Raw genomic sequence first — 23,145 nt, 5'->3', positions numbered from 1 at the left:
TATTTTTTTCCAAAAGCGCTGTTTGCTAATATGCTAGTAAACGTAAATGATGCGTGATGAACCACCCATTCAACATTTCTTATTTTCTCAAGTGACATCCGTGCAGGAATGACCTATACTTTCTGCATGATGAATAAGATATATGGATAGATATGGGAGGGATACGAAAGTCACACCATTAAAATGAGAGGCTACTACATAGATCTACCTCTGCGTCCCGTGAAGAGAGAAATTACAAACAGAACCAGGAAGACGAAGAACAAAATCTTAGCCAGACCAGCAGCGGCAGCTACAAGGTTGAAGAAACCAAAGATTCCGGCGATTACTGCGACTACAAGTAGTATTGCGGACCATTTTAACATTACATATCACCTATCCTTTTTTGATTAATGTAGTCATTGTATAAACGGGGACTTTGATTTTGAAACAAAAGGGAAGAGGGACTCTTGACAAGACTCGACAAGATGTTTCGGCTTATGGGACCAGGGGTAACTATGCAGTATACAAGGCTGATTAGCCGATATTTATGAGATATGGAAGGGGTTATGAATATGATCATTGAACTTAGTGTAGCTCTCGTGGCAATTGCATTCGCAGTACTTGTTTTCTTTTTAATTAAAACCTTAAAGTCGGCAAAGGATTCACTCGACAAAGTCAGCCAAACCTTGGTGGAAGTACAGAAGACGATGGATGAGCTTACTTATGAAGTGAAAACGACGGTCAGACACGCAAATGAAATCACTGCCGATGTACAGCATAAGATTCAAAAGATTGACCCAGTTATCGATTCTGTCAAGAATCTGGGTGATGTCATGAATGAACTGACCTTAACGGTCAAACAAGTGTCAGTCACGGTGATTGAGAAATATCGTAAATCGCGTGAGCTGAAGGAGAAAAGTAAGGAAGTCTCTATAAAAGAAGCTCCGCTAACTCCTGCTGAAGAACGTACTGTTAACTCCTATGATGCCATTTATGCTGAGAAGTCACCGGGAAAAATAGCTACAATGCTAAAAGGTGTAGACGTAGCTGCAACTCTTTGGAAGAAATTTCGTCATTAAGCATAAGATAGTAAGGCTTCTGTAATCGGTGGCTGCAGATAAGAAAGGTGGGACACAACATGAACATGATGATCCTTTTATTTGGTCTTCTTTTCCCATACTTTGATGCGTCTCCACAGTTGGCGCCTATCTCTACTTTTATTGAACAACCTAAGTCGGTTCTCGCATTTGAACATGCTTCAGGATCCAGCCCATATATAAATCGCTTTGATTCTCTCCAAGGTGTCGCTTTATACACCACAAAGGAAGAACTGCTTCTGACCAAAGGCAATCCGCTTGCGGTGACAAATGATCCATTGCTAGAGACAGTGGAGTACCATTACGCAGATGTGACAGTGGGTGTGGGCGAGGGTGTTGTACTTTATGTACATGTTGCACCTCCGCAAGCACAGCAGTTCGGTTTATATGTAGATGGTGTAGAAATCGATCCTTTAACAGATAATCTGCAAGATACTTTGGGCAAACCGTATTTTATAGCCGAAGATGGGGATGTATATCTGAGAGGGAATAATGCACTCAAAATATATCGAAATTTGGCGGGTGAATTCGAAGGAATTGATTTATTTGATAGTATTTCTTCCTAATCTGTTTCATAATTGAGCAAATTGGTTAATAAACATAGGCTGTCTTTAGAATAGAGTAACCTCCAGCCCCACTAGGTATAGTGGGGCTGGAGGTTACTTTGCTGAATACGTAAATTGATCCTATGACTATATTTACATATTATGAAAATAGAAATAACACTGTAAAATAGCGTATGATATAGTTAATAGGTTTGCAGAATTTTACGGTCGTAATACTACTCGTGTGAGGTGAAGATGATGAGAATCTTAATCGTGGATGACAATCCGACTAATGTTATCATTATCCGTGAAATCCTGAAAAAAGAAGATTACCGAAATTTCGTAACCGCATCCTCTGCCAAAGAGATGCTGGAACGGCTTGGAATCGGTTCGGGAAGTGAAGATGGACGTCCCCGGATGTCAGATATTGATCTGATTTTACTGGATATGATGATGCCAGAAATGGATGGGATCGAAGCATGTCGTGTTGTGCAGCAATACGAACATCTTAAGGATGTTCCAATAATAATGGTTACAGCTGTAGGCGATTCTAAAAAATTAGCCGAAGCGCTGGATGCAGGTGCAGTAGATTATGTTACGAAACCTATTAATAAAGTGGAGCTAATGGCCCGGATTCGGCTTGCTCTGCGGTTGAAACGTGAGAAAGATTGGCATAAGGAACGGGATCAGCGGATTCAGGAGGAATTGAGACTGGCTGCACTCGTGCAGAATGCTGTTCTCAGCCTACCCCTGCAGGAAGAGAATTTCGAGGTGCATGCTATCTATCAGCCTTCCTCTGAATTGGCGGGTGATTTATATGCCTGGTATCCCCTTGGGGATGGCCGATATGGCGTAATCCTCCTGGACATTATGGGACACGGTATATCGTCCTCTCTTTTTTGCATGTTCCTTGCGTCAGTATTAAAGGACACGGTAACTACTTATGTAGAGCCGGAAAAGGTAATTCAGGAACTCAATCGAAGGTTTAACCAACTTTATATTGAGAAAAAGCTGATTCAATACTATTTTACGACGATTTATCTTGTGATCGACACTCGTATAAAGCGTATTGACTACGTTAACGCCGGGCATCCACCTGCGCTATTTTTTGAGGGCGCAGCCAAGACTCCGGTCTTGCTGGAAAGCAATTGTCACCCTGTAGGCCTGTTTGAACGGATCGATATTCAGCCACAGAGCTTGACCTATCAAGATGAAGGGCATTTGGTTCTCTATACAGATGGTCTGCTGGAGCTGGTTGAGGGTGAACAGGAAGAGCAGCTGAAATTCATGATTAAGCATTTAAATGTTGAGCATGAATGGAAGGAAGAAACTATACGGGCTGCTTTTTTCAATGCTGATGTTCCTAAAGAGCGTGACGATGACAAATGTATAGTGTGGATCTCACTGAAGAAGGGAACAGAATGAGGATGAAAATAAAGGCTAAACTCTTAATTGGTTTTAGTGCGATGCTGGCGATTATGCTGGCACTTACTATGATTGGATACGATCGTTTGGATTATATGAATGGTCAGCTTGAGGGTTACCAGGATAGATATATGAAGGGACGTTCTTCTTCAGGTATGCGTGGAGAAGTGAATGATATGGCGCGAATATTAACGACGACCATGTTAAGCGCTGATACATCAACAGTAGAATCACAAAAAAAAGAGATTGATAAAAAAATAGCTAAGGCTAATGAGCACTACGACAAAATAAAAGAATCAATGACTAGCGCTGAAGAGATGCAGATCGTTAATCAAATTGATGATTCTTATACGATCTATCTAAATTATCAGGAAAAAATATTGAAGCTGCTATCAGCTGGTTATTTCCAGAATGCCAGCACGTATTCTAACACAGAGGGACAAGCGATTCAGAATGCCGTGTTAAATGCTCTGAACAGTCTCTCTGATTATAATGCCTTTATTATGAATGAAGAGAGCACAAAAGCTAAAGATGCCTATCAAAGCTCTACTCAAATGGTCATCTTGATGATGATTGTGGGTCTGTTACTTGGACTTGGAGTTGTTCTATGGATCATTCCAAGCATTACGCGAGGGCTTAACGTCGTTTCGATGATGATTACCAGCTTTGGCAACGGCAGAATTCGGGCCATAAGGCGCATAAAGGTTACTTCGAAAGATGAGATTGGTGAGGTTGCCCTTGTCTTTAAGAAAATGGCGTTAGATCTTGAAGAGAAACAGCAAATGGAACAGGCTTATGCACAGGCCCAGAATGATCAATCCTGGCTGAATGCAAATGTTGCTCAGGTGACAGAACTTCTCCGGGGGGTTAGCTCATTGGATCAGGTCTCACAGACCTTTATCAACGAGTTCACCCCTGTGCTGGGAGCCCAGTTTGGGGCAGTATATTTGAAGGATGCTAACCGTCCCGATTTTCTGCGAAGCAGTGGTTATTATGCAGTAGATAGCGATAAGAAACCAAAGGAAGGTTTTGTGATTGGAGAAGGACTCGTAGGACAAAGTGCGCTTGATATGCACCCAATCAGATTGGAACGGGCTCCTGAAGATTACATCTCCGTGAAATCCGGCTTTGTGGATTCACAGCCAGGATATATTTCCATTCATCCGCTTATTTTTGAAGACGAGTTGCTCGGTGTAGTAGAATTCGCTTCATTCCAGCCATTTAGCAGTCTGAAAAATGATTTGCTGCAACAACTTGCGAATAATTTAAGCATTATTTTCAATAATATTAGTCGTCGTCTGACTGTAGAGAAATTACTGCGTGAGTCACAGGCACTTACGGAAGAACTGCAATGTCAGTCAGAGGAGCTGCAGACTCAGCAAGAAGAACTGCGTCGTTCCAATGAGAATTTGGAAGAGCAGACGGACGCGCTTAAGCGTTCAGAAGAACTGCTGCAACGTCAGCAGGAGGAACTGGAGCATTACAATACGGAACTCGTCGCCAAGACTCGTGCACTAGAGGAGCAAGTGCAGGAGGTCGAGGAGAAAAAAGATGAAATTGAGCATGCTAAGGTTCAGCTAGAGAAACAGGCTATGCAATTATCCGTGACTAGTAAGTATAAATCGGAATTTATGGCGAACATGTCCCATGAATTGCGGACGCCGCTCAACAGTCTGCTGATCTTGTCCCAGCTGCTTACCGAGAACAAGGATGGTAATTTAACGGAGAAGCAGGTTGAATTTGCCCATACGATTTATATGTCAGGTGCTGACCTGCTTAAGATGATTGATGAAATTTTAGACCTGTCCAAGGTTGATGCAGGAAAAATGGAACTGAATCATGAAGAGATTAAACTGACTGAGCTGAAAAGCTTTGTGAAGCAGAATTTTGCTCCACAGGCGATCAAAAAAGGACTCTCCTTACGGATAGCCTTTAACGAGCCGCTGCCAGATAGCGTAATTGCCGATAGTCATCGGTTGAAGCAGGTCTTAAGAAATCTGCTTTCCAATGCCTTTAAATTTACAACCGAAGGTTTTATCGAGTTTTCAGTTAGCCCGGCAGATAATAATCTCTTGCCACTAAATCTGCCGAGTGATAATGAATATATTGCTATTGCTGTGAAGGACAGTGGCATTGGTATTCCGGCTGACAAAACAGATATTGTATTCGAAGCCTTCCAGCAAGTAGACGGAACAACCAGCCGTAAATATGGAGGCACGGGTCTGGGATTGTCGATCAGCCGTGAATTGGTTCGTATAATGGGTGGAGCTATTGTGCTCGAATCCCGTGAGGGACAAGGCAGTACCTTCACTTTGTATTTGCCGGTGAAGGCAAATTACAGTAAACAACCTGCAGAAATAGAAGCTGCTGTGTCCAAAGAGGATTCAACATATGATGAATATATTGGAGACATGCTTCCAACCTTAGTGCCAGCAGCCGTTAACGTACCCCTTCCACAACTGACAATTGAGGATGACCGTGACAATTTGACGGCGAATGACAAAGTCCTGCTTATTATTGAAGATGATGAAAGCTTTGCGAAAATCTTGTTAGACATGGCTCGTGGTCGCAGATTTAAAGGCTTAGTAGCGCTTCAAGGCGATATTGGACTACAGATGGCAAAAACTTATTTGCCAGATGCGATCATTCTCGATATACAGCTGCCTGTAATGGACGGTTGGACCATCCTTAGAGAGCTTAAAAGTGCATCTCAGACCCGTCACATTCCTGTTCATGTTATCTCTGTGAACGATGAAGTGAAGCAAGGATTGATGATGGGAGCTATGGCATATCTAAGAAAACCATCTTCAAGAGAAGCATTGGAACGGGCTTTCTCACAAATTGAGAATTATACGTCCAGCACTGTGAAGTACCTTCTGATTGTAGAAGATGATGAGATTCAACGTCGTTCCATTATGGAATTGATCGGTCATGATGATGTAGCTATCACAGCAGTATCAACCGGCAACGAGGCACTGATGGAGCTGCGTAAGCAGAGATATGATTGTATGGTTCTGGATCTTATGCTTGGGGATATGAACGGCTTTGAACTGCTGGATCAGATTCGTGATGATGAGGAATTAAACGATCTTCCTATTATTATTTATACAGGTAAGGATTTAGATAGCAAAGAAGAGACACAGCTCCGCAAGTATGCTGAATCCATAATTATCAAGGATGTTCGTTCTCCGGAACGACTACTGGATGAGACAACGCTGTTCTTGCACCGGGTAGAAGCTAATCTTCCGGAAGATAAACGTAAAATTTTGCAGAAGCTGCATAACAAAGAAGAGTTATTCGAAGGGAAGAAAATACTGCTCGTCGATGATGATATTCGTAATGTTTTTGCACTCTCTAGTGTACTGGAAGAATACCACATGGAAGTGAAGTTTGCGGAGAACGGACGTGAAGCGCTGGAAATGCTGGTAGAGCAAGAAGATTTTGATCTCGTGCTTATGGATATGATGATGCCGGAAATGGACGGATATGAAGCTATGCGCCGAATCCGTGAAATGCCGCAATATCAGAAACTGCCTATTATTGCGCTTACCGCCAAAGCAATGAAAGAGGATCGCGCCAAATGTATTGAAGCGGGAGCTTCTGATTATATGAAGAAACCGATCGCAACAGGTCAACTTCTTTCGTTAATGCGTGTCTGGTTGTATTCGTAAACTCAAATTTGGGGTAATACCTTTTTAAGAACTAACATGACTAGAATTACGGTGTGTTAATAAGGGAGTCGGGATAACAATGAAAGCGATAGAACACGGATATGAGGAGCAGCCCGTTATGGCAGGAAGTGACGAGTTGGAGCAAATTGAGATCGAGCTGCTCCTTGATGGAGTACACCGTTTATATGGATATGATTTCCGGAATTATGCGTTGCCTTCTTTGAAGCGACGTATCTGGCATCATGTGCATGCGGAGAATGTACACAGCATATCCGCGCTGCAAGAAAAGGTGCTGCATGATCGTGCCTGTTTTGAACGATTTGTCTATAGTCTCTCCATTCCGGTTACCGAAATGTTTAGGGACCCGGGGTTATTTTTAACGTTTCGCCAGAAGGTAGTTCCGTTGTTGAGGACTTATCCCTATATTCGTATCTGGCATGCTGGATGCTCCACTGGTGAAGAAGTATACTCTATGGCCATCCTGCTTCATGAAGAAGGGCTTTACGATAAGGCTCGGATTTATGCCACAGATATGAATGAGCGTTCTTTACAGCAGGCTAAGGAAGGCGTCTATGATATTAGCAGAATGAAGCAATACACTAAGAATTATTTGGAGGCGGGAGGTACCCGGGCATTCTCTGAATACTATACAGCGAAGTATAACTCGGTTATTTTACAGCCATATTTACGCAAAAACATTATATTCGCTGAGCATAACTTGGCTACAGATACTTCTTTTAATGAGTTTAATGTTATTTTCTGCCGCAATGTGATGATCTATTTCAATGATGAGCTGCGGGATCATGTTCACGGCTTGTTTCATGAAAGTTTAAGTCGTTTTGGAATACTTGTTCTAGGCTCTAAAGAATCCATTCACTTTACGAAGTACAGCGATTGTTATGAGTCTTTGGACAGAGTAGAAAAAATATACCGTAACATAAAATAACGCATGAAGGAGGGTGGTCCTATGGGGTTTCAAGAACCAATTCATATACTACTAGTAGATGACCGTCCTGAAAATCTGCTGGCGCTGGAGGCGGTACTTGAAAGCCAGCATTATGAGCTAGTCAAAGCCACCTCCGGCGAAGAAGCGCTGCGGTGTTTGTTAAGGTATGATTTTGCTGTCATCGTACTGGACGTGCAGATGCCAGGTATGGATGGGATCGAGACCGCAAAGTTGATTAAAGCCAGAGAAAAAACAAAGGAAATTCCGATTATCTTTATCTCTGCGAATAGTAAGGAAGCGGAGCACTTATTCGCGGGCTATTCTGCAGGGGCTATTGATTATATGGTCAAGCCCTTCATTCCACAAATTCTGAAGTCTAAGATACAAGGTTTTGTCGAGATGTATATTACGAGCAAAAAACATCAGACTCAGACCATGCTGCTGCAGCAAAAGACGAAAGAGCTGGAAATCATAAATAGTGAGCTCGTGAAGGCTAAGGAAGAGGCAGAGATCGCCTCCAAAGCGAAGTCGGAATTTCTGGCTATGATGAGTCATGAGATTCGTACACCTATGAATGGCGTAGTGGGTATGATTGATTTATTAATGGAGACTGACCTTGCTCCTGAGCAGAAGGAGTATTCCGAGATCATTCGGAAAAGTGCAGACACGTTGATTACGGTTATAAACGATATTCTTGATTTCACCAAAATGGAATCCGGTAAAATGGAAATCGAAGAGCAGCTGTTCGAACTTCGTACATGTATTCAAGAGGTGTTCAGCCTCTTTTCGGTGGAAGCGGGAAAAAAGAACCTGGAGCTCGCTTATTTTATCGATCAGAAGTTGCCTAGACTTTTATATGGAGATATGGCTCGTCTACGCCAAGTATTAATTAATCTGATTGCTAACGCAGTTAAATTTACGAATCAGGGCGGTGTCTATTTAGTCGCTTCCATCAAAGAAACATCTGGGCACAAGGTAGAAGTCGAGTTCACGATCATGGATACAGGGATTGGTATTTCTCCAGAGAAATGCGACCGATTGTTCCAACCGTTCTCACAGCTGGATTCTTCAATGACGCGGAAATACGGGGGGACAGGGCTTGGTTTAGCCATATGTAAATCCCTTGTAGGCATGATGGGCGGAGAAATACGGGTAGAATCCATGGAGCAAAAAGGAGCTACCTTTATTTTTACGATTCAAGCATCCGTACCTGGAGAAGATTTAACAGGAGGTTATCAAGAAGAGGAATCGCCTCATCTTCTTCTTAATCAGGAGAGCAGAAGCCGAATCCTTGTTGTAGATGACCATCCTATCAATCAGCGTCTGATGGTTAGCATGCTAGATAAGCTCGGTTATGAAGCGGATATGGCTGAGGACGGGAAACAGGCTGTGCAAATGGCGCTTCAGCAGCCCTATGATTTTATCTTTATGGATCTCCAAATGCCAGTAATGGATGGTCTGGAGGCAACCGCCCAAATCCGTCGAGAAGGCGGTTCGGCGGCTGAGAAGACTATTATTATTGCAATGACTGCGAATGTCATGGATGGCATCCAGAATCGCTGTAAAGCCTCAGGAATGGATGACTATATCAGCAAGCCACTTAAGATGAGCAGTATTAAGCAGATTATCTCTCGGTATTCTAGCAGCGATAATCGGATGGTTGAACCAGATACATCTATTTTTCAGGCGTAACCCAAGATTTACTAGTTTATATTTTAATGTTATTTGTTTCAAAGGTAGGACTATGAGGTTATTAATATAGAAAATATTTATCAGGAGAGATCGTCTATGAACACGCATAAAAGTAATAAGTTTCACGCTAAGACAGAGACAAAAGAAAATGTATGTACGGTTTTCCTGAATGGTGAACTCGATCTATCCGTTGCTTCCGATTTCCGTTTGGTAATGGAGCCGCTTGTAGGTGATACGAAGCATGATTTAGTAATAAATCTTAAAGAATTAAAATACATCGATAGCACGGGTATTGGTATTCTACTTTCGATTCTGAAATCAAGACAAGGTATGGACGTTAAGTTTATGGTTGAGGATGTTCCTCCCCAAATTCAGAAGCTGTTTGACATGACTGGTATAACCAAGTTTTTTGCCTCCCAAGAGAATTCCCACTAGGAAAGGATAGAACAAAGAATGAGTGATGATGTGCAAAAAGTAATTCTTCAGCTGCCGGCTAGCGCAGAGTATGTGGATATTGTTAGGTTGAATTTATATGGTATTGCTTCAAAAATGGGCTTCACCTACGAAGATATTGAAGATATGAAGGTAGCTGTATCAGAGGCGTGTAACAACTCAGTATTGTACGCCTATGGACAACAAGACGGAATGGTTGATGTAATCTTTGAGGTGGGCGAAAGTGCCCTATCCATTACAGTCAAAGACGAGGGGGAGAGCTTTGACGGTTTGGAAGACTCGTCCAATGAGCGTATGACACTGCATGATAAAGAGTTAAGTGACGTTCAGGTCGGCGGTTTAGGGTTCTACTTAATGCAAGCGTTGATGGATGACGTGAGCGTCGTAAGTGAGGCCGGAAGAGGGACGGTAGTAACTTTGAAGAAGCACCTTAACTTTAGCGAGGAAAAGGTATGAGTGATAAGGTGACTCCCCCCGAGTCCATGAATGAAGCAGTCACCCAAATTTGGGAATATCAGCAGACTAAGGATAATGAACGCGCAACAGTGCTGATTCAGAAATATGAGCCTATGGTAAAAATGGCTGCTGGAAAAATTTCTCGCAACCGCCCCGACTTGTATGAGGATTTATATCAGGTCGGGCAAATGGCGCTCATCCGGTTATTACAGCAATATGATATTAGCCTTGGAATCCCTTTTGAGCCCTATGCGATGAAAAGCATGATTGGACATATGAAGAATTTCCTGCGTGATAAATCTTGGTACATACAGGTACCTAGACGGATTAAAGAAAAGGGAGCACTTGTTCAACACGCGATTGACGAACTAACAGTGAAGCTGGAACGTTCGCCTGCGGTGGATGAGATTGCTCATTATCTTGATTTGTCTGTTGAAGAAACTGTAGAAGTACTGGCGGGCAGAGAATGTTATCATTACGTCTCCCTAGACTCGCCCCTTTCTCAAGAGGAGACAGGAGCCACACTAGGCGAGCTTATCAGCTCTGACGCAAATGATTACGAGACCGTAGAGAAACGTATGGATTTGCAACAAGCACTAGGTCAATTGAAGGAACAGGAGCAGCAGGTGCTGCTGTTAGCGTTCCAAGATGGACAATCCCAGCGGGCGATCGCCCAGAAGCTGGGGGTATCACAGATGAGCGTTTCACGCATACAGAAGCGGGCCACTGAGAAGTTAAAGCAGATTATGGCCAACTCTTCCTATTGAGTTCCTGTATGGGTAATATACATTTTCGACGATAAGGACATGCCTCTCTCCGCTGACTGGAGACCCGCATGTCCTTTATTTGTGTACTGTTGTAGACTTATTCCCCCGCTTGTCCGTCCAACCTAGAGGATTAGACGGACAAGCGGGGGAAGCGGTCGATAGTTGGGGAATAGATCGATAGTCTTGCGGTTAGCTATTAGCATCAATGTATTTTTTAATTTCGCCAAGATACTCTCCGATTACTGGAACATTAAGAAAAAGACTAAGAATGTAGCCTAATAAACCAAGGACTACAAATGTTCCGAGAGATAGTCCAAGTCCCCGAGATATACCGGCCATCAGGTTTGTGATGATTCTTTTTTTCGGATCTGAATAGTTGTCGAGAATGTCTTTGAATTCTGATTTTTCCAGTGAGTGAGCGATCTTGTCAAGACGACTGTTTAAGCGTTTCACTTCATGTCGCAACTCGAAAGGATGCTCATCAATTTCATAAGGTTTTGTTTGGTTATTTGAATCTGCCATGCGCCATCCCTGCTTTCTATAGCCCGAACGGGCATTAATTAAATGTCTAGTTGTATCTGCTGATGTGAATAAAGGTATAACTAAACAACAGCCAGCTGCGGTCAGCTGGCTGTTGTTTGTTAAAGTGATAGCTGCATGATGCCGCAGATTAGTAATTGGATTTATAGGAGGATTTTACATCCTCTTTCGCATCCTTAGCCTGATTGGCAACCTCTTTAGAGGATGCTTTGGCTTCATCAGCTACGTCTTTAGAGGCGTCTTTAACATCCGAGCTTACATTGCTTGAGGCTTCACTTACAGTGTCACCAATTTTACTTCCAGCCTCTTGAAGAGTGGCGGCAATCTGTTGTTTGCTGTCACTGACAGTGGTATAGATATCAGAGGCTTTATCTGATACCGTACTAGCCAAATCGGTTGCTTTTTCGCCAACGGTTGTCGCAATAGCTTTGGTTTTGTCAGTTACGGCACCAGCAACTTCTTTGGTCTTGTCTGTAGCTAGAGAAAGTTTATCTGACAGATCACTGCGCATTTCACGGCCAGGCTTTGGTGCAAATAGCAGGGCTGCTGCGGCACCAATTAAGCTACCAATAAAGATACCTTTTAATAAGCTGCTTCCGTTCTCTACTTCATGTTCTACGTTACTCATCACCAATCACTCCTTATAATTTATCTTACTTCGTATATAAACTTTGGCGTATGGGCTGAAACAGTTGAAGAGCAAGGGGGAGATTACGGGAGGTTAAGGGAGGATACGGTAACCTAGATGGCTTTAGGTCATATAAACGGCGTTTTTGAGGCTTTATCAGTATTTGTTTATGCGCAAAAAGAAGGGCGAAGACAGGCTGTGATATGCAGCATATGTCTCCATCCTTCCACGATTGAATTTAGAGTGTTACGGATTAATCATTAACGGCTTGAAGTACCGCATAGCCGAATTCAGGCAGATTCAGATGCAGCTGGGATGTGGAGGTTTCAGTCCGCTTCTGCGTCTTTAGGTTAACCCATATCGTGTCTGCCCCGGTTACAGGAATGACGACTTCGGCCATAACATCTTCATTGTTCAATACGATTATGAACCGGCTTTGTTTGTCCCACCGCTCATATACAAGCAGCCTTGGATAACCCGGAATCTCCAGCGCTTTAAATCCACTGCTCCGGAATGCGGAATGAGATTTACGAAGGCTGATCGTCCAGCGATAGTATTCGAGCAAATCTTGATTCTGTTTCTGGGGGTCCCACTCCATACATTTTCGGTTGTCCGGGTCGTATCCGCCATCCATGCCGATTTCATCGCCATAATAAATACAGGGTGCTCCCTGAAAGGTCATCTGGAACAAAACGGCCAGCTTTAACTTCCTGATGTCACCGCCACAAAGTGTCAGGAAACGAACTGTATCATGGCTGTCTAGCAGATTAAAGGCGGCTTCCGTAATTTGTTGCGGATAATTCGCTAGCATAGTAGCAACCGACTGAGAGAATTGTGCAGCATTGATCTGTCCGTGAGCGAAAAAATTAATTTGAATATTCGTTAACGGGTAATTCATAACGGCGTCAAATTGATCGCCAAGCAGCCACGGCAAGGAATCATGCATGATTTCTCCTACGAGATAGGCTTCTGGATTAATGCCTTTGATCGTACTGCAGAATTGCCGCCAGAACGAATGGGAGACTTCATTTGCGACATCAAGCCGCCAGCCGTCTATACCGATTTCCTCGATCCAATAGCGGCCTGCATTCAGTAGATATTCTATGACTTCAGGATTCTCAGTGTTGAATTTAGGCATGATAGGCTCAAATGCAAAGGTGTCATAGGTGGGAATTCCGTCGATGACCTGTGGCGGCCACTCGCGTACATGGAACCAATCCGCATAACGCGAAGATTGCCCGTTCGCGAGCAGATCAACAAATGGCGGGAAGGTATGGCCGCAATGATTAAAGACACCGTCCAGGATGACACGGATGCCTTTGGAATGACAGGAGTCCACAAGCTCTTTCAGCAATGTATTGGTGCCAAAATGAGGATCGACCAAGTAATAATCTTTTGTATCGTATTTATGATTGGTGGTTGCCGCAAATAAAGGATTAAAATATATAGCATTGATGCCCAATTCACAGAGATAATCCAAATGATCTAGTACACCCTGCAAGTCTCCTCCGAAGAAATTCCGAGGACTCGGCGTACCGCCCCATTCCAGTACATCTGTCGGATCGTTGGTGGGATCACCATTTGCGAAACGCTCCGGGAATATTTGATAAAATACTGCATCTTTCACCCATGATGGAGGAGAGTGCACATCTTCACGATTCAAAAATGGAAAGTCGAATAAGCCCTCATATACAACAGCAGGTGGCTCTGGATAAAATCCTTTTTCCAAAAAATAAAGAACTTCGTCTTTGTCATAAAGTGCAAAGTAATACGCGAGTCTGCGGTAAACGGGACGGACGGAGGCTTGCCAGTAATCGAACAAGCCGTCAGAAGTGAGGCGCTGCATTGGAATGACCTCATGCGTTTTGTCCCAGCCAAATTTATCTCCACAGAAAAGATCGATCTGTGATACGTTGTCCCGCTTAGTTCTTATGCGAATATGAAGTGTAGACTCATCGTAGGCATATGACCAATTTTGTCCCATACGGTGATAAACGGCTTCCGGTTGAATCATACTCATTTTCCATCCCTTCGGGCATGTAAACGCAAAAAAGGGCCAACCTCATGATTTTCAGAGGTTGAACCCTTGGCGGTTTCATTGCCTTTAAATTTGTCTGCATCTTACCATAACCCTCAAGAGCAAAGCAAGAGGTTATTTCACAAGAATTTACAATATGGAATATTTAGTATGTGGTAGGGATAAAGAGAAAATAAAAGAAAAGATAAGATAAACTTTGTTAAACCGTCTTGTTTGGACTTATACTCTGATTGCAATCAAAATTATGGATATTATAGAATGAGGGCGAACGAACTTGATTTTTTATAACACGCATTCAAATTAAAGGCACTGTTACCTGGAAAGGTACAACCTCGGCACTTTGTGCAAATGAGGTTGTACCTTTTTTATATGCTTTTTTTCAATGCGGGTTAGGTTTAATCACTCATGAACGAAGGGGAGATGAGCAAATGAAGAAGAGTAAACGTTCCAAAATGCAAGCGGTAACATTTAGTTTAGTCCTATGCCTGCTGTTAACTTTGACGGTCACCGCATGCGGTTCAGGCAATGGGAACTCCGCATCAAAGCCGGATTCGAGTCCGAATTCCGCAGTGAACGAGCCGGGGGGAACCACAAATGAGACAAATACTTCCGGAGAGAATACCACCGATGAGGAAATGAAACCAGAAGCAGGGGCCAAACTGATGGTCTGGGAAGCCAAGGAGCAGCTTGAGTACATGAAGCAGGTTGCTGCTGATTTCGAAAAAGAATATGGGGTTCCCGTCACGGTTGAGGAAATGGCAGGTGGTGATCAAGGCGCAAGACTGGCGACGGATGGTCCGTCTAAACTTGCTGCTGATGTGTTGACTCTGCCCCATGACCAAATCGGGCAAGCCGTAAAAGCAGGGCTGCTTTTGCCAAACGATGTTTTTGAGGAAGAAACCAAATCAACGATGGTGGCAACAGCTGTTCAGGCATCGTCTTATGATGGCATTCTTTACGGTTATCCTAAATCGGTAGAAACCTATGCGCTGTTCTACAACAAGGACCTGATTCCTGACGCTCCTAAAACGTGGGATGATGTGATTGCTTTTGCAGATACGTACAACAATCCGAAGGAAAACAAATTCGCAATCATGTGGGAATTCGTCGGATATTACAGCTATCCGTTTATTGGCAGCTTCGGGGGATATATTTACGGAGACAACAATACGAATTTCAAGGATATTGGATTGAACAATGAGGGCACTATCAAAGGATTTACGTTTCTGCAGAGCCTCAAAAAAATTCTGCCTTTGAATGCAGGAGATATCACTTATGACGTGAAAACACAGTTGTTCCAAGAAGGTAAGCTGGCGATGAATATCGACGGGCCGTGGTCCATAGCGGCGTTTAAGGAAAATGTTAACCTGGGTGTGGCGCCTCTTCCAAAGGGACCTGACGGTCAAGACAGTCTTTCTTTCTCCGGTGTGAAATCGTATTATGTCAACTCATATACGGATTATCCGGTCGCAGGCCGTTTGTTCGCACATTTTGCAAGCAACAAGGAGAATCAGCTTAAGAACTTTGAGATGACGGGAGCGATTCCTGCGAGTATAGAAGCTGGAGAAGCCCCGGAAATCAAAGATGACCCTATTATTGGCGGATTCTTCGAGCAATTCCAAAATTCCGTTCCAATGCCTTCCGTTTCAGAAATTAAATCGGTCTGGGAACCCCTAAAAGCAGCGTTTGTGTCCCTGTGGAACGACTCGAATCTTGATGTTAAACAGACGCTGGATCAGACTGTAACCACGATTCAGGCCGATCTGGAGTCGAAGTAAAGGGCAGGTGATTTATCCATGAGGAAAAAAACAGGCGCAGCGCTACTCTCGGCTATTATTCCGGGACTGGGCCAGTTCTACAACCGGCAGTGGCTGAAAGGCTTGGTATTCCTGCTGGTGGGATCTGCTGGAATCTACTATATTGCTCATGATCTGATGGGACATTTGCATGGCTTAATTACGCTTGGGGAATTTCCAAGCCGTATGGTCAAGGTAGGCAAATTAACCCGGATGGTGGAAGGCGACCATTCCATTTTTATGATGATCAATGGTCTAATGGCATTGCTGGCGCTGCTCTTTTATACAGCATTTCATTTATTAAACATCAGAGATGCATTCCTAGTTGGAGCTGCACGGGACCGGAAAGAGCCCATTCATTCATTCGCTGAATCGCTCAGAGCTTTGGGGCGGAGGAATTTTGCCTATCTTGTCCTCGCGATTCCCTTTGTGGCCGTGGTTTTTTTGACGATATTGCCACTTGTTTTTTCGGTGCTACTGGCGTTTACGAACTATGCCGACCCGATTTTACCGCCAGCACATCTGGTGGACTGGGTAGGTTTCGGTAATTTTAATAAAATGCTTAGTCTGGATGTCTGGAGTTCCACCTTCGGTGGAGTGCTGACTTGGACCTTGATCTGGGCGGTTATTGCTACTGCGACGACTTACATTGGAGGTGTGCTCATTGCAGTACTTATTCACCAGCCCCGTGTCCGCTGCAAAAAGCTTTGGCGCACACTTCTGATCGTTCCGTTCGCTATTCCCAATATGATTTCTCTGCTCGTCATGCGCAATATGTTCAATAATCAATTCGGACCGATCAATAGTTATTTAAGAGCCTTGGGACTGGAGGGTGTGGCCTGGCTAACCAATCCTTTCTGGGCTAAGGTCACTGTAATTCTGGCTAATATGTGGATCGGCATTCCGGTGACCATGATTCTGGCCTTCGGGGTGCTGACAACAATTCCGAAGGATATGTATGAAGCGGCAGAAGTAGACGGTGCTGGGTCATTTTATAAATTCCGCATGATTACGCTGCCAATGGTATTGTTCGCAACCGCACCTATCCTGATTATGCAGTTTGCCGGCAACATTAACAGCTTTAATGTCATTTATCTAATGACTAACGGAGAACCGGTTAATCCCAACTACCAGTACGCGGGCCACACTGACCTGCTGGTGACTTGGCTTTATAAACTGGCGCTGAACCAGTCGCAGTACAGCTTTGCTTCTGTCATCGGGATTGTCATCTTCCTGATGGTCGCGACATTCTCCATCTGGAGCTACCGGCGGACGCGATCCTTTAAAGAGGAGGATATGATTGCATGAAGCTAAGACTGACGGAAGCTTTCAAAACGTTTGGAAGCCATTTATTTCTAATTGTGCTCAGTTTTATTAGTCTTTTCCCAGCCTTCTGGATTATTATGTCTTCGTTCAAAACAGGAAACAGTTTGTTCAGTGACTCATTGATTCCTAAGAATTTTACCTTTGTTCATTACAAGGAACTGTTTGAGCAAACTAAATATTTGTTATGGTTCATGAATACGCTAAAGATTGCGGCGTTGTCTACGCTGCTCGGCACCTTTTTGCTGCTGCTGACTTCGTACGCCATTTCTCGTTATCGTTTTACGGGCAGAAAAACTACACTAACCGCGCTGCTAGTTCTGCAGATGTTTCCGGGATTTATGGCTATGATTGCAGTTTACGTGCTGCTGAACACACTTGGGTTATTGAATTCTCATTGGGCACTTGTGCTCGTGTACAGCAGCGGCGCTATTATCACGAATGTTTTTGTGGCTAAAGGTTTTTTTGATACGATCCCTAAAAGCTTGGAAGATGCTGCGCGAATGGATGGGGCGAGCCATATGAAAGTATTTCTTTCTATCATGATCCCGTTATCTAAGCCGATGCTCACCTATGCCAGCCTTATGATTTTCAACGGCTGCTTTGTGGATTTTATATTCGCCGACCTTGTATTGCGCACGGAGGATACAAGAACGCTCGCTGTTGGGCTTTACCGGATGGTGAACCAGAGCAACTCAACCGAGTTTACGTTGTTCGCTGCCGGAGCGGTATTGGTCGCTCTCCCAGTCACGCTGCTTTTCATTTTCCTACAGCGTTTCTTGGTGGATGGCCTCACCGCAGGTGCAAGCAAAGGATAAGGCGAACTGCGCTACCCTTGGGAAGCTACGCTGAATTCGATAAAAACCGCTTTCTACTCAGAGATTAAGCTTCTGAGAAGGAAGCGGTTTTTTATATTTTATCCGGTTTCTAAAATCTTCTTGGTGTGGACAGGATTGAAGAATAATGAAAATAGGAGTAGAATTCCTCATGGAACCAACACTTAAGGGAGTTTGTGGAGTACTCAAAAATCCCCGGAGCACGGGGTTATTTTCTAGCATTTATTAAATGAGAATACTAATAAGTCCTTGTGAGTTATAGAGCATCTAGAGAAAAGAGGAGAGATATCATGGAAACCGTATTAGTACGAGAGTATCGGGCGGATTTGCTGGAATGTGTCCATAGTGGTCATATTGCCATCGTAGGAGAGAACGGAAATTTAAAGGGGTATGCAGGTGATCCGGAATTTGTATCGTTCACCCGTTCAGCTGCTAAACCCCTTCAGGCTATTCCAGGCGTACGTGGAGGGATTGTGGAGCATTACGGCTTTACACCCGCAGAGGTTGCCCTGATGACCGCCTCTCATCGGGGAGAGAGCTACCATGTAGCTGCGTTAGAGAGCATATCCTCCAAGATTGGCATCGATGAGCAACAAATGATCTGTGCAACGAGTTACCCGCTGGATTATTCCAGCAGGGAGAACGCCATTCGTGGCGCGGGCAAAAGAAAGTTCTATCATAACTGTGCGGGCAAGCATATGGGCATCTTATCTTACAGTAAGCTCAAAGGTTTGCCGCTTGAAGAATACTCACAGCCCGAGCAAACAGTGCAGCGTGAGATTATCGACACCATTGCTTATATGGCTGGTGTGGCCCCAGACAGTATCGGTTTAGGTACGGACGGATGCGGGCTGCCGGTGTTTGCTTTGCCTCTGACCGCCTTGGCGACGGCCTATTTGAGATTAGCGAATCCGGATTTGATTGCAGATGAAGCTACTCGCAAAGCGGTTACTACTATTACAACGGCAATGAATGCATATCCGGAGATGGTTTCTGGATCTGGTCGCCTTGATTCTATTCTTTTGGAAGATGATAATATTATTGCTAAGGGTGGATTTAAGGGTGTCTATTGCTTCGGTTTACGCCGTGAGCGACTGGGGATTGCTTTCAAGATTCTGGATGGGTCGGAAGAAGAGTGGGGACTTATTGTACAGGGAATTTTAAATCAAATTGGTTATAGTCAGAAAAATACCATGGAAAAGCTGCGTAATGCATTTTCAGGCGTGATTTACAATGACGGGGGTACACGAGTAGGCCATGCGGATACCGAGTTCAAGCTTAATTTCATAAAGTAGGATCATATAAAAAGAGCCCTTCGACTACGAATCCATCTTCTGGATACGCAGCGAAGGGCTTTTTTCTACGAGAAGCGGTGGTCATCTTTAAAGGACGGCAACATCGTTTCTTCTTGTATAGGGAGAACTATTATTTATGACGTAGACGGCCGAGTTCGGAGACGAGTGCTTCCACCTGAGAAATACTCAGTCTGTCGCTGCCCATGGCTACCTCATATACATCATAGATATCTTCATAATGATCTACTGAAAAAGCGGAGGCTTGCATCGCCGCGGCACTGGCCATTTTTAATTTGTTTTTGATAGCCTCGATCATATACTCAACATTTTCCTGACTAGGCTTTGTTAAATCCATTAGGTTAAAACATCCTCTCTGTATACTGATTCATGTATTTTACCATGTTTAGCAGCTTGACCACCATTTTTTTGTCGGGTTCACTGAAATCATGTTAAATTAAAGGCATGAGATCAAAAATATCATCGAAGGGAGGAAATGTATTGGCAATCAGAGAACAGGGAAGCGGAAAACGCATTAAAATGGACGATGCTGGACTGGTGTCCTTTTTTATGGAAATAGCTGCTCTGCATTCCGCCGAGGAAGTCACGTTTCTTTGTATCGGAACAGATCGATCTACAGGAGATGCACTCGGTCCGTTGACGGGCAGCAAACTTGTGGAATATGGCTTCCGACATGTAATCGGTACGTTGCCGTCTCCTTGCGATGCAGATAATTTGGTGGCCAGAGTGGCTGAGATTCCCTCCGGGCATATTGTAGTTGCGGTAGATGCTTGTCTGGGTCCTCCGATCGCGCTTGGATATTACTTCGTTTCGAGTGAGCCACTGCAGCCTGCACAATCGGTGGGGGCAAATCTTCCAGCCGTAGGTCACTATAGTTTGGCGGCCGTTGTAGATATGAATGGCCCGAAACCCTATAGAACGTTGCAGACCACTCCACTGCATAGAGTGATGGTTATGGCAGAACATATCGCTATAGCGGCAGCAAAAGGATTCGGACTCCAGTAGTACCCATTGGGCACTTAAAAATAAGTTGTCCGTTTCAAGGCGGGCTGTTTTGCTTAATAATAGATATTAGACACATTATCTTAGTATTCTAGAAAGAGGGAAGCAGCCATGGAAAGAGTTCGTTGTGACGGAAGCAATATATGCTACAGTGATCAGGGGAAAGGCGAAGTTATTGTATTGCTGCATGGCTTTTGTGGAAGCGCTGAATATTGGGAACAAGTCATTCCTGTCTTAAGCAGCGGCTACCGAGTGATTGCTCCCGATTTACGTGGTCACGGGGCTTCGGAAGCTCCATTAGGACCTTATAGTATTGAACAAATGGCAGATGATGTTCTGGGTCTGTTAGATTCGCTGGAGATTGCTGAATGCATCATGCTTGGTCATTCGCTTGGCGGATATATTACGCTATCGTTTGCTCAGCGTTATGCTTCGCGATTGAAGGGCTTTGGATTAATTCATTCTACTGCTTATCCAGATAGTGAAGAAGCTAAGGAAAAACGACTGAAGAGTGTCAGCGCGATTCAAAATGAAGGGATTACTCCTTTCGTAGACAGCTTCGTACCAGGCTTGTTTGCTGAAGCAACCGCTTCTGCATCCCCACAGCTGCTGGAGCGCGCTAAAGAAATCGGTTACAAAACGCCTCCACAAGGAGCGGCAGGAGCTGCACTGGCGATGCGTGAGCGTCCAGATCGACGGGATGTAATTACGGCCACTACGTTGCCGGTATTGCTTGTTGCTGGCGAGCAGGATGGATTGATCCCTGCTGAACGAATCTTTACTGCGGATAAACCGAATATAACGCAAGCAACGATATTGGGTGCAGGCCACATGAGTCTGTTTGAAGCTCCTGAACGGTTAGCTGAGATCATAAAGGATTTTGTTCAGGCTTCCGTTTTAGACAATAGCCGCGTATAAAAAATCATCTACAAAGAGGCAGCACGGCGCCATTCTGGCGTGTGCTGCCTCTTTTTTTTAGGGCTATCTAATGATCTGGTATTCTCCTTAACTGGCATAGAATTCGGCAATGGTTTAAGATAAATCAATAGAATAACTTAAGTCGTCTGAGTCCTGAATTTTTGCTACCACAGTACGGAAAAGGAGGAATTGCATGTTTCGAAGAGACTATATTGTCCGGATGATCGAAGATATGACGGCGATGGTTGCCAAGGTATTTTCTCTCAAGCAGGAACGGAAGACGACAGAAGCTTTATGGGAAATCGATGAGCTATTGAACCGGCATTTTCCGCTGAATTCACGTCTTTTAAATTCACTATCCGTAGAAGATATCATAGATATGTTTCGTTTTGGCGGTGTGGTTGAGTCCGATAAGCTTCAAGGTCTGGCCAAACTGCTGAAGGAAGAAGGCAGCATTTATGCGGCAAATGGCGATAAGGATGCAGCATTATTTAGAAGTATGAGAGCCTTACATTTATATTTGTACGCGGATCTTCACGGAGCAGACCGGGAGCTGCTGCATATGACTCAGGAAATGGATGAACTCTTGCAGGATGTGCAGGCCTATCGGCTCCCGGCTAAAACGGAGCGGCTACTGTTGGAGTATATGGAGTCGGTAGGACGATATAGCAAAGCGGAGGACAGCCTCTACCGGCTGTGGGAGCAAGGAGAAGATATTGTAATAGAAGGGGATAAGCTATACAATCGGCTGCTGCTCAAATCATCTGCAGAATTGGAACAAGGTGCCCTTCCTCTGGAGGAAGTAGAGCAGGGGTTAAAAGAGTGGAGCAGGATAACAGCGATACGAAAGGAATCAGGAACCTGATGAATACGATGAATATCCCTTTATATATTATCGATGCTTTTGCAGAACAGGCTTATTCAGGCAATCCTGCGGCGGTATGTTTACTGGAGCATCCCGTGGATGAAGGTTATATGCAGAAGACAGCAGCGGAAATGAACTTGTCAGAGACAGCTTTTCTCTGGCCAGAGGAAGATGGATATCGCCTGCGATGGTTTACACCTAAAGTTGAGGTCAAGCTATGTGGTCACGGGACTCTAGCAAGTGCGCATGTACTATGGGAGAGCGGATTGCTAGCTCCTGATATGGAAGCAAGGTTCTATACACGCAGTGGGTTGCTCAGAGCTTCTCGTTCAGGAGATTTGATCTCACTGTACTTCCCGCCTTATCAGCTTCAACCCTCTCCTGTAATTTCAGGTCTCGCAGCAGCGCTTGGTATTGTAGAAGCGAACGTAGTGGAAACTATGCGATATGCTGACAATGTGCTTGTACGACTGGATCAGGAAGCCCGGGTTCGCGAACTCAGCCCTGACTTCGGAGCTTTATCCGGGCTTGAAGGGAGAGGCTTCGTGGTTACCGCAGAAAGCTCTAGCGAGGGTATTGATTGTGTATCACGCTTTTTTGCGCCGAAGGTAGGAGTGAATGAGGATCCGGTTACAGGCTCAGCGCATACTGCACTGGCACCTTTTTGGGCGGAAAGACTCAATCGTACGCAGTTGACCGCGTATCAAGCTTCGAAACGTGGAGGTTTGCTTCAGTTAGAGATAAGTAAAGACGAGATTAAGATGTCTGGGCGAGCATTAACTATAGTTAGTGGAGAGCTGCATGTTAAGCCCTGCTAGAACGAGGAACGGCTCTTGTTAACACGTGATATAATGA

At 44.2% G+C, this 23,145-nt stretch carries 22 protein-coding genes; 17 read left to right on the top strand and 5 right to left on the bottom strand.

Annotated elements, in window-relative coordinates; all coding sequences use genetic code 11:
• Positions 1–194 precede the first annotated feature (194 nt).
• Entirely contained in the window at positions 195–362 is a 168-nt protein-coding gene (locus MHH60_RS09935) for a DUF1328 domain-containing protein (RefSeq protein WP_036680225.1), read from the bottom strand.
• A gap of 189 nt (positions 363–551) precedes the next feature.
• On the opposite strand from MHH60_RS09935, the gene MHH60_RS09930 reads away from it, so the two are divergent.
• The 9 genes from MHH60_RS09930 to MHH60_RS09890 all read left to right on the top strand — a co-directional run bounded on the left by MHH60_RS09930 (position 552) and on the right by MHH60_RS09890 (position 11,031).
• On the top strand, positions 552–1,058 hold the full coding sequence (locus MHH60_RS09930) for a DUF948 domain-containing protein (RefSeq protein ID WP_076136980.1): 507 nt from the start codon (positions 552–554) through the stop codon (positions 1,056–1,058).
• Positions 1,059–1,117: 59 nt separating this feature from the next.
• Positions 1,118–1,642, top strand: coding sequence for a hypothetical protein (locus MHH60_RS09925; RefSeq protein ID WP_076136978.1), 525 nt, complete (start codon positions 1,118–1,120; stop codon positions 1,640–1,642).
• A 237-nt stretch (positions 1,643–1,879) separates the two neighbouring features.
• A complete protein-coding gene (locus MHH60_RS09920) occupies positions 1,880–3,046 on the top strand; it encodes a SpoIIE family protein phosphatase (protein WP_076136977.1) in 1,167 nt (388 codons plus the stop codon).
• A gap of 2 nt (positions 3,047–3,048) precedes the next feature.
• Complete coding sequence (locus MHH60_RS09915; RefSeq protein WP_076137090.1) at positions 3,049–6,717, top strand: response regulator; 3,669 nt, start codon at positions 3,049–3,051, stop codon at positions 6,715–6,717.
• A gap of 79 nt (positions 6,718–6,796) precedes the next feature.
• Complete coding sequence (locus MHH60_RS09910; RefSeq protein ID WP_076136975.1) at positions 6,797–7,663, top strand: CheR family methyltransferase; 867 nt, start codon at positions 6,797–6,799, stop codon at positions 7,661–7,663.
• Between the two features lie 21 nt (positions 7,664–7,684).
• Positions 7,685–9,355, top strand: a complete 1,671-nt coding sequence (locus tag MHH60_RS09905; protein WP_076136973.1) for a response regulator — start codon at positions 7,685–7,687, stop codon at positions 9,353–9,355.
• 96 nt (positions 9,356–9,451) lie between these two features.
• Entirely contained in the window at positions 9,452–9,790 is a 339-nt protein-coding gene (locus MHH60_RS09900; RefSeq protein ID WP_036680220.1) for an STAS domain-containing protein, read from the top strand.
• An 18-nt stretch (positions 9,791–9,808) separates the two neighbouring features.
• Positions 9,809–10,264: an anti-sigma B factor RsbW gene (gene rsbW, locus MHH60_RS09895; protein WP_076136972.1), complete on the top strand. Its 456-nt coding sequence runs from the start codon at positions 9,809–9,811 to the stop codon at positions 10,262–10,264.
• Positions 10,261–11,031 carry a sigma-70 family RNA polymerase sigma factor gene (locus MHH60_RS09890; protein WP_036680216.1) on the top strand — a complete coding sequence of 257 codons (771 nt, stop codon included), beginning with the start codon at positions 10,261–10,263 and terminating at the stop codon, positions 11,029–11,031. The genes rsbW and MHH60_RS09890 overlap by 4 nt, the downstream gene beginning before the upstream one ends.
• A gap of 189 nt (positions 11,032–11,220) precedes the next feature.
• On the opposite strand, the gene MHH60_RS09885 is transcribed toward MHH60_RS09890, so the two are convergent.
• The 3 genes from MHH60_RS09885 to MHH60_RS09875 all read right to left on the bottom strand — a co-directional run bounded on the left by MHH60_RS09885 (position 11,221) and on the right by MHH60_RS09875 (position 14,219).
• Positions 11,221–11,553 carry a DUF5665 domain-containing protein gene (locus MHH60_RS09885; RefSeq protein WP_036680215.1) on the bottom strand — a complete coding sequence of 111 codons (333 nt, stop codon included), beginning with the start codon at positions 11,551–11,553 and terminating at the stop codon, positions 11,221–11,223.
• 148 nt (positions 11,554–11,701) lie between these two features.
• Positions 11,702–12,199 carry a YtxH domain-containing protein gene (locus MHH60_RS09880; protein ID WP_038573324.1) on the bottom strand — a complete coding sequence of 166 codons (498 nt, stop codon included), beginning with the start codon at positions 12,197–12,199 and terminating at the stop codon, positions 11,702–11,704.
• 253 nt (positions 12,200–12,452) lie between these two features.
• Entirely contained in the window at positions 12,453–14,219 is a 1,767-nt protein-coding gene (locus MHH60_RS09875; RefSeq protein ID WP_305953781.1) for a glycoside hydrolase family 13 protein, read from the bottom strand.
• 446 nt (positions 14,220–14,665) lie between these two features.
• On the opposite strand from MHH60_RS09875, the gene MHH60_RS09870 reads away from it, so the two are divergent.
• The 4 genes from MHH60_RS09870 to MHH60_RS09855 all read left to right on the top strand — a co-directional run bounded on the left by MHH60_RS09870 (position 14,666) and on the right by MHH60_RS09855 (position 19,487).
• A complete protein-coding gene (locus MHH60_RS09870; RefSeq protein WP_232061461.1) occupies positions 14,666–16,015 on the top strand; it encodes a sugar ABC transporter substrate-binding protein in 1,350 nt (449 codons plus the stop codon).
• An 18-nt stretch (positions 16,016–16,033) separates the two neighbouring features.
• On the top strand, positions 16,034–17,341 hold the full coding sequence (locus tag MHH60_RS09865; RefSeq protein ID WP_076136970.1) for a carbohydrate ABC transporter permease: 1,308 nt from the start codon (positions 16,034–16,036) through the stop codon (positions 17,339–17,341).
• Positions 17,338–18,174, top strand: a complete 837-nt coding sequence (locus tag MHH60_RS09860) for a sugar ABC transporter permease (RefSeq protein WP_076136968.1) — start codon at positions 17,338–17,340, stop codon at positions 18,172–18,174. Before MHH60_RS09865 ends, MHH60_RS09860 begins: the two co-directional genes overlap by 4 nt.
• A gap of 308 nt (positions 18,175–18,482) precedes the next feature.
• On the top strand, positions 18,483–19,487 hold the full coding sequence (locus MHH60_RS09855; protein ID WP_076136967.1) for an asparaginase: 1,005 nt from the start codon (positions 18,483–18,485) through the stop codon (positions 19,485–19,487).
• Positions 19,488–19,617: 130 nt separating this feature from the next.
• On the opposite strand, the gene MHH60_RS09850 is transcribed toward MHH60_RS09855, so the two are convergent.
• Positions 19,618–19,842, bottom strand: a complete 225-nt coding sequence (locus MHH60_RS09850) for a DUF1128 domain-containing protein (protein ID WP_036680203.1) — start codon at positions 19,840–19,842, stop codon at positions 19,618–19,620.
• A gap of 143 nt (positions 19,843–19,985) precedes the next feature.
• On the opposite strand from MHH60_RS09850, the gene yyaC reads away from it, so the two are divergent.
• The 4 genes from yyaC (at position 19,986) to MHH60_RS09830 (ending at position 23,108) form a co-directional block, all read left to right on the top strand.
• Positions 19,986–20,510, top strand: a complete 525-nt coding sequence (gene yyaC / locus MHH60_RS09845) for a spore protease YyaC (protein ID WP_232061460.1) — start codon at positions 19,986–19,988, stop codon at positions 20,508–20,510.
• A 108-nt stretch (positions 20,511–20,618) separates the two neighbouring features.
• Positions 20,619–21,425: an alpha/beta fold hydrolase gene (locus MHH60_RS09840; protein ID WP_076136965.1), complete on the top strand. Its 807-nt coding sequence runs from the start codon at positions 20,619–20,621 to the stop codon at positions 21,423–21,425.
• A 193-nt stretch (positions 21,426–21,618) separates the two neighbouring features.
• Positions 21,619–22,290: a DUF6483 family protein gene (locus MHH60_RS09835; RefSeq protein WP_076136963.1), complete on the top strand. Its 672-nt coding sequence runs from the start codon at positions 21,619–21,621 to the stop codon at positions 22,288–22,290.
• The gene (locus tag MHH60_RS09830) at positions 22,248–23,108 is read left to right on the top strand and encodes a PhzF family phenazine biosynthesis protein (RefSeq protein ID WP_256715181.1); all 861 of its coding nucleotides are present in this window, start codon (positions 22,248–22,250) and stop codon (positions 23,106–23,108) included. The genes MHH60_RS09835 and MHH60_RS09830 overlap by 43 nt, the downstream gene beginning before the upstream one ends.
• Positions 23,109–23,145 lie beyond the last annotated feature (37 nt).

This window comes from Paenibacillus sp. FSL H7-0716 (assembly GCF_038002705.1).
Taxonomy (GTDB): Bacteria; Bacillota; Bacilli; order Paenibacillales; family Paenibacillaceae; genus Paenibacillus_AQ; species Paenibacillus_AQ odorifer.
This window is presented reverse-complemented; position numbering and strand designations above follow the sequence as displayed.

Excerpts from the sequence above, each read along its gene's own strand:
- MHH60_RS09900 (WP_036680220.1), top strand. The coding sequence starts at position 9,452 with ATGAACACGCATAAAAGTAATAAGTTTCACGCTAAGACAGAGACAAAA.
- MHH60_RS09910 (WP_076136975.1), top strand. The coding sequence starts at position 6,797 with ATGAAAGCGATAGAACACGGATATGAGGAGCAGCCCGTTATGGCAGGA.
- MHH60_RS09860 (WP_076136968.1), top strand. The coding sequence starts at position 17,338 with ATGAAGCTAAGACTGACGGAAGCTTTCAAAACGTTTGGAAGCCATTTA.
- MHH60_RS09930 (WP_076136980.1), top strand. The coding sequence starts at position 552 with ATGATCATTGAACTTAGTGTAGCTCTCGTGGCAATTGCATTCGCAGTA.
- MHH60_RS09855 (WP_076136967.1), top strand. The coding sequence starts at position 18,483 with ATGGAAACCGTATTAGTACGAGAGTATCGGGCGGATTTGCTGGAATGT.
- MHH60_RS09835 (WP_076136963.1), top strand. The coding sequence starts at position 21,619 with ATGTTTCGAAGAGACTATATTGTCCGGATGATCGAAGATATGACGGCG.
- MHH60_RS09865 (WP_076136970.1), top strand. The coding sequence starts at position 16,034 with ATGAGGAAAAAAACAGGCGCAGCGCTACTCTCGGCTATTATTCCGGGA.
- MHH60_RS09875 (WP_305953781.1), bottom strand. The coding sequence starts at position 14,219 with ATGAGTATGATTCAACCGGAAGCCGTTTATCACCGTATGGGACAAAAT.
- MHH60_RS09840 (WP_076136965.1), top strand. The coding sequence starts at position 20,619 with ATGGAAAGAGTTCGTTGTGACGGAAGCAATATATGCTACAGTGATCAG.
- MHH60_RS09935 (WP_036680225.1), bottom strand. The coding sequence starts at position 362 with ATGTTAAAATGGTCCGCAATACTACTTGTAGTCGCAGTAATCGCCGGA.
- MHH60_RS09920 (WP_076136977.1), top strand. The coding sequence starts at position 1,880 with ATGAGAATCTTAATCGTGGATGACAATCCGACTAATGTTATCATTATC.
- MHH60_RS09890 (WP_036680216.1), top strand. The coding sequence starts at position 10,261 with ATGAGTGATAAGGTGACTCCCCCCGAGTCCATGAATGAAGCAGTCACC.
- MHH60_RS09850 (WP_036680203.1), bottom strand. The coding sequence starts at position 19,842 with ATGGATTTAACAAAGCCTAGTCAGGAAAATGTTGAGTATATGATCGAG.
- rsbW (WP_076136972.1), top strand. The coding sequence starts at position 9,809 with ATGAGTGATGATGTGCAAAAAGTAATTCTTCAGCTGCCGGCTAGCGCA.
- MHH60_RS09870 (WP_232061461.1), top strand. The coding sequence starts at position 14,666 with ATGAAGAAGAGTAAACGTTCCAAAATGCAAGCGGTAACATTTAGTTTA.
- MHH60_RS09905 (WP_076136973.1), top strand. The coding sequence starts at position 7,685 with ATGGGGTTTCAAGAACCAATTCATATACTACTAGTAGATGACCGTCCT.
- MHH60_RS09885 (WP_036680215.1), bottom strand. The coding sequence starts at position 11,553 with ATGGCAGATTCAAATAACCAAACAAAACCTTATGAAATTGATGAGCAT.
- MHH60_RS09925 (WP_076136978.1), top strand. The coding sequence starts at position 1,118 with ATGAACATGATGATCCTTTTATTTGGTCTTCTTTTCCCATACTTTGAT.
- MHH60_RS09880 (WP_038573324.1), bottom strand. The coding sequence starts at position 12,199 with ATGAGTAACGTAGAACATGAAGTAGAGAACGGAAGCAGCTTATTAAAA.
- MHH60_RS09915 (WP_076137090.1), top strand. The coding sequence starts at position 3,049 with ATGAAAATAAAGGCTAAACTCTTAATTGGTTTTAGTGCGATGCTGGCG.